Raw genomic sequence first — 5,815 nt, 5'->3', positions numbered from 1 at the left:
ACCCCCCCGCCCCCGACGGTGGCCTGCTGGCCTACCGGCGGGTGTCCGAGGCGCTGACCGACACCCCCTGGTACCTGCGCCTGTTGCGGGATCGGGGCGCGGTCGCGGAACGCCTGGCCTTCCTGCTGGGAACGTCCAGGATGGTCCCCGAACTGCTGGTCCGCGCTCCCGAGGTGCTGCGCCTGCTGGTCGACACCCCGGAACTGTCGGGACGGGACCCGGAGGAGGTGGCGCACTCGTTGGGCAGCGCCGTCGCCAGGCACCACGACCCCGAACAGGCGGTCCTGGCCGCCCGGTCGCTGCGCAGGCACGAGCTGCTGCGGGTGGGCTGCGCCGACCTGCTCGGGCTGATGGGGCTCCCGGCGGTGGCCCACGCCCTGTCCCGGATCTGGTCCGCCGTGCTGGAGGCGGCGTTGCGGGCCTCGGCGGGTGCCGTCGCGCCCCGCTTCGGTCCCGATCCGCTGGCCAGGATCGCCGTCATCGGAATGGGCAGGTTGGGTGGTGACGAACTCGGGTACGGCTCGGACGCGGATGTCCTCTTCGTGTGCGAGCCCCGGGACGGGGTCGAGGACCACGACGCGGTGCGCTACGCGACGGCCGTGGCCGAGACGCTGCGCCGCCTGCTCAGCGCACCCAGCCAGGACCCCCCGTTGCACGTCGACACCGACCTCCGCCCCGAGGGCCGGAGCGGCCCGCTGGTGCGCACGTTGGAGTCGTACCGGACCTACTACGAGAAGTGGTCGGACACCTGGGAGGCGCAGGCGCTGCTGCGGGCACGACGGGTGGCCGGTGACGAGGACCTCGGCCACCGGTTCACCGCGCTGGTCGACCCGGTCCGGTACCCGGCCGGTGGCCTCGACGAGGCCTCGACCATCGAGATCCGCCGGATCAAGGCACGGGTGGAGCACGAGCGCCTGCCCCGGGGGATCGACCCGACCACGAACACCAAACTCGGCAGGGGTGGGCTGTCCGACGTGGAGTGGACGGCGCAGCTGATCCAGCTCGGCCACGCGCACGAGGTGCCGGGGCTCCGCACGACCTCCACGTTGGGAGCGGTGCGGAGCGCCGCTGCGGCTGGCCTGTTGGACGAGGCCGACGCCGAGGCGTTGTGCGCGGCGTGGACGATGGCCAGTCAGGCCCGGAACGCGACGACGCTGGTCCGGGGCAAGGCGTCGGACCAACTGCCGGGGCACGGCCGGGAACTCGCGGCCGTCGCCCGGACGATGGGGTATCCGGTGTCCGAGGACCCGGGGGTGTTCGTCGACGACTACCGGCGGGTGACGCGTCGGGCCAGGGCGGTGATGGAGCGGGTCTTCTACGGGACGGACTGACCGGGGTCGTCGGTGCGGCCGACCGGCGCGGCGCGGTGGTTCGTTCGCGGCCGGGGTCGCTGTGGGCGGGAGCGGTGGCGCCGGTGGTCGCGGGGTTCCCGTAGACCCGCAGGGCTGCCAGCTGGCCGCGCTCCGCCACGACCACCACGTGCCGCACCGCCGCCGTGCCCTGCTCCTCCGCCCAGCTGGTGGCGGGCGGTCGTGTCATGTCCCCACCGCGCTGACGAGTACCGCGATCAGCAGGTTGAGCACGGCGAAGGGGGAGGGCGCGATGGAGCGGACGAGGAGGGTTCGCGTCAACGGCTGGCCCCTGACCGCCTCCGCGAGGTCCGGCCCGTTCTCGGTGGTCAACACTCCGAACGACGAGGACGGCGCGGTACCGAGGGGTCCGGAGGGGCCGGTGCGACATCGCCGACGAGGTGGACGCTGATCACCGCTGGTGTCGAGGACCCGCAGCAGCGGGGACAGGGCGGACGGCGGGCCGTGCACCGCGTCGAACAGTGCGGGGCGAGCCGTCGGATGACGGAACGGCGGGGATCGGCCGCAGCCGCGCAGCACCCGCGACGCGCCGGCGGAGGTCGTGGTGGGAACCAGGGCGCGGCGCACCACGATCAGCTCGAACGAGTTCCGCGCGCGGCGGAGGAAGGCGGTCGGGGTCACGGAGGGCTGGCCACGAGTCCGGTGGTGCCGACGGCGGCCGCCGTGTGGGCGATGAGCAGCATCGTCGCGCTCACCGTCTGGTCAGCCAGGGGGACGCCTCCCTCCCGAGCGCGGCGGCACGCGGATGCCGGTGATGCCGAACTGGTCGGACCTCCTGGCCACCACCACGGCGCGACCCCGCGAACACCGCTCGCATCCCCTGCTCCCCGTGGAACGTCACCGGGACGTCGGCTCGACGGAGGACCGGGGGAGGACCGGGGGAGGACCGGGGGAGGACGGGTGCGCACGATCGGGCACCACGAGTGCGTTGTTCCCCGTCGACCGCGGTGGACCGTTCTCGCGGGTGCCCATCGATCGGGCGCCGATCGATCGGGCGCCGGACGATCCTCGTCCAGGAATGGTGGACAGCGGGTTCCCGGACGCTTGGCCCCGTCGACCGCGGGCGGTCGGCCCGGAGGACGCCGGGGTCCCCCCGCCGCCGTGGCGGGGGGACGGGGGCACCGTCAGCCCCACCCACCGGCCGCTGCGGTGGTGGCGACGTAGTCGGCGAAGTCGCGGGGTTCCCGGCCTAGGGCCTGGCGCACTCCGTCGGAGAGGTGGTCGTCCGCGTGCTGGCGGACCAGTTCGTGGAGGCCGGTGACCGCCCGCGCCGCACCGGCCGGGTAGTAGCGGTCGGTGAGGTGGCGTTCGTACTCGTCCAGCGGAACGGAGACGCGGCTGATCGTGCGACCGGTGGTCGCCGCGATCATGTCCAACGCCTCCGGGATGCTGAGGGCCCGAGGACCGGACAGCGGGTACACCCGGCCGTCGTGCCCGTCCTCGGTCAGGGCGGCGACGGCCACGGCCGCGATGTCCTCGGCGTCGATGAAGGGGTGGCGACCGTCTCCGGTGCCGTAGCGGACCGCGCCCTCCCGGACTTCGTCCGCCAGGAACGGTTCCTCGCTGAAGTTCTGGGCGAACCAGACCGGGCGCAGCAGCGTCCACGCGACGCCGGACCGGCGGACGATGTCCTCCCGGGCGGTGGCCGCGGGATGTCCCAGCTGGATCCACTCGCGCGCCGACAGCAGCACCAGCCGCCGCACCCCCTCCCGCGTGGCCAGGCCGACGAAGGACTCGAACTGGGTGAGCGGCCCGGCGTCGTCCGGGACGATGTACACGGCCTCGGCGCCGCCCAGGGCGGCCGGCCAGGTGGTGTCGTCGTTCCAGTCGAACCGGGTGGGGGCGCTGCGGGATGCCACCCGCGCGGTGTGCCCTCGTTCGGTCAGCTGGGCGGCGACCCGGCGGCCGGTCTTCCCCGTCCCGCCGAGCACCAGGATCGTTTTCGCTGTCATGCGACGAGTCAAGCCCAACCTGTCGAGACCCGGAACGGCTCATGATCTCGGTGCGATGTCTGAGCGTCTCGTTCTGCCCGTCGATGTCGTTCCGGGTGGAGGGGACCGAGGTCGAGCTCGCACGGTGAGGCCGCGCCTGGGCCTGGCGACGGAGAGGGCCGGGTGACCACGGCGGTCACCCGGCCCTCTCCGTCGGTCTGGACGTCACACGTCGTAGTACAGCGCGAACTCGTAGGGGTGCGGCCGCAGGCGGATCGGGTCGATCTCCTGCTCCCGCTTCAGGGAGATCCAGGTCTCGATCAGGTCGGGTGTGAAGACCCCGCCGGCGAGCAGGTACTCGTGGTCCCGCTCCAGGTTGTCGATGACCTCGGACAACGTCGCCGGCACCTGCGGGACGTTCTTGGCCTCCTCGGGCGGCAGCTCGTAGAGGTCCTTGTCGATCGGAGCCGGCGGCTCGATCTTGTTCTTGATCCCGTCGAGACCCGCCATCAGCATGGCGGCGAAGGCGAGGTAGGGGTTGCCCGAGGAGTCCGGGCAGCGGAACTCGACCCGCTTGGCCTTCGGGTTGCTGCCGGTGATCGGGATCCGGATGCACGCCGACCGGTTGCGCTGCGAGTACACCAGGTTGACCGGGGCCTCGTAGCCGGGGACCAGGCGGTGGTAGGAGTTCACCGTCGGGTTGGTGAAGGCCAGCAGGCTCGGCGCGTGGTGGAGCAGCCCACCGATGTAGTGCCGTGCGGTGTCCGACAGACCGCCGTACCCGGACTCGTCGTGGAACAACGGCTTGCCGCCGGTCCACAGCGACTGGTGGCAGTGCATACCCGAGCCGTTGTCGCCGAACAGCGGCTTGGGCATGAAGGTCGCGGTGCGGCCGGCCTGCCAGGCGACGTTCTTGACGATGTACTTGAACAGCTGGAGGTCGTCGGCAGCGTGGAGCAGGGTGTTGAACTTGTAGTTGATCTCGGCCTGGCCGGCGGTGCCCACCTCGTGGTGCGCACGCTCCACCGTGAACCCGGACTCGATGAGCTGGAGGGAGATCCGGTCGCGCAGGTCGGCGAAGTGGTCGGTGGGGGACACCGGGAAGTAGCCGCCCTTGTACCGGACCTTGTAGCCCTTGTTGCCACCCTCCTCGTCCGCGCCGGTGTTCCACCAGCCGGCCTCGGAGTCGATCTCGTGGAAGGAGGCGTTCGCGGTGGTGTCGAACCGCACCGAGTCGAAGACGTAGAACTCGGCCTCGGGCCCGAAGAAGGCGGTGTCGGCGATGCCGGACGCCGCGAGGAACTCCTCCGCCTTGCGGGCGACGTTGCGCGGGTCCCGGCTGTAGGGCTCGCGGGTCAGCGGATCGTGCACGAAGAAGTTGAGGATGAGGGTCTTCTCGGCGCGGAACGGGTCCAGGCGCGCGGTGTAGGGGTCGGGGAGCAGCAGCATGTCCGACTCGTGGATGGACTGGAAGCCGCGGACGGACGAGCCGTCGAAGGCGAGGCCGTCAGCGAAGGTGTCCGCGTCGAACGCCGCGGCGGGCACGGTGAAGTGCTGCATGGTGCCGGGCAGGTCGCAGAACCTGATGTCGACGAACTTCACGTCCTCGTCGGAGAGGTACTTCAGGACCTCGTCGGAGTTTTTGAACACCCTCGCTGGCTCCTTACACGGGTCAGACACATCGAGTGGCCCCCAGTCGGCGGAAGCCATCACCGGTCGCTAGCTGCAGTGCGCCAGCGACGCTAGGTGGGACGTATTGCCCTGCCATCAACCGCGTGTTTCGCGGCTGTTAACACGGCTGGATGTGACTGACATGATATGCGCGGCCGTCTGACCTGGCCCCGGACCGAAACGCCGCGAATCGGTCGTTACGCTGGGGCCCGTGAACAGGTGGACCGGCTCGTGGCTGTCCGGCCCCAGCGCGGCGCTCGACCCGGAGGGTCGGCGGGCCGTGGCGGAGGCAGAGAACCAGCGGTGGCGCGGAGATCGCCTCGGCCTACCCGAGACGGGGCCCGGCTCCGTCGCCCGCCCCCGGCGCAAGCTCGCCGCGCTGCTCGTCGACCTGATCATGGCAGCCCTCGTCGCCGGCCTGTTCACCGCCCCCGAGCTGCCCCGCAACTGGAGCCTGCTGGCCTGGGTGCTGCTGACCGTGGTCCCGGTCGCCGTCGCTGGTTTCACGCCAGGCATGGCGCTGTTGGGCATCCGGGTGGCCCGTCTCGGCGGAGCGGTCCGGGTGGGCCTGCCCCGAGCGGCCGCCCGCACCGTGATGATCTTCTTCCTGATTCCGGCCGTGGTGTGGGACCTCGACTACCGGGGCCTGCACGACCGGACGCTGGGCACCGTCGTGGTCAACACGCGCTGACCTGGTCGTCCGGCGGCGGCGGGTGGTGAGTGCCTTCCGCCGGCAGCGGAGGCGGTCCGGCGTCGTGGGCGGGTGCGGGATGGAATCCCGCGAGCCGGGTGGTGCCGGCCGTCGGCCCGCGCGCGCCCCTGCCGCGGGGTCCCCCCCCGAGC

General features: G+C 71.9%; 5 protein-coding genes. 2 read left to right on the top strand and 3 right to left on the bottom strand.

From position 1 onward, the window contains the following. On the top strand, positions 1 to 1,331 hold a 1,331-nt coding region (locus ACTIDRAF_RS0220220; protein ID WP_016700537.1), incomplete at its 5' end, for a bifunctional [glutamine synthetase] adenylyltransferase/[glutamine synthetase]-adenylyl-L-tyrosine phosphorylase. Between the two features lie 204 nt (positions 1,332 to 1,535). Here ACTIDRAF_RS0220220 and ACTIDRAF_RS0220215 read toward each other — a convergent pair. The 3 genes from ACTIDRAF_RS0220215 to glnA form a co-directional block, all read right to left on the bottom strand. Continuing rightward, positions 1,536 to 1,991 (bottom strand): hypothetical protein, encoded by a 456-nt coding sequence (locus ACTIDRAF_RS0220215; RefSeq protein ID WP_016700536.1) that lies wholly within the window; start codon positions 1,989 to 1,991, stop codon positions 1,536 to 1,538. A gap of 503 nt (positions 1,992 to 2,494) precedes the next feature. After that, positions 2,495 to 3,322 (bottom strand): NAD(P)H-binding protein, encoded by an 828-nt coding sequence (locus ACTIDRAF_RS0220210; RefSeq protein WP_026066314.1) that lies wholly within the window; start codon positions 3,320 to 3,322, stop codon positions 2,495 to 2,497. A 204-nt stretch (positions 3,323 to 3,526) separates the two neighbouring features. Beyond that, positions 3,527 to 4,951 carry a type I glutamate--ammonia ligase gene (gene glnA / locus ACTIDRAF_RS0220200; RefSeq protein WP_016700534.1) on the bottom strand — a complete coding sequence of 475 codons (1,425 nt, stop codon included), beginning with the start codon at positions 4,949 to 4,951 and terminating at the stop codon, positions 3,527 to 3,529. 232 nt (positions 4,952 to 5,183) lie between these two features. On the opposite strand from glnA, the gene ACTIDRAF_RS0220195 reads away from it, so the two are divergent. Then, positions 5,184 to 5,663 carry an RDD family protein gene (locus ACTIDRAF_RS0220195; protein WP_016700533.1) on the top strand — a complete coding sequence of 160 codons (480 nt, stop codon included), beginning with the start codon at positions 5,184 to 5,186 and terminating at the stop codon, positions 5,661 to 5,663. Positions 5,664 to 5,815 lie beyond the last annotated feature (152 nt).

Source organism: Actinoalloteichus spitiensis RMV-1378 (genome assembly GCF_000239155.1).
GTDB classification, from domain to species: domain Bacteria; phylum Actinomycetota; class Actinomycetes; order Mycobacteriales; family Pseudonocardiaceae; genus Actinoalloteichus_B; species Actinoalloteichus_B spitiensis.
The sequence above is the reverse complement of the archived record's forward strand: the minus strand, read 5'-3'. Positions and strand labels throughout refer to the sequence as shown.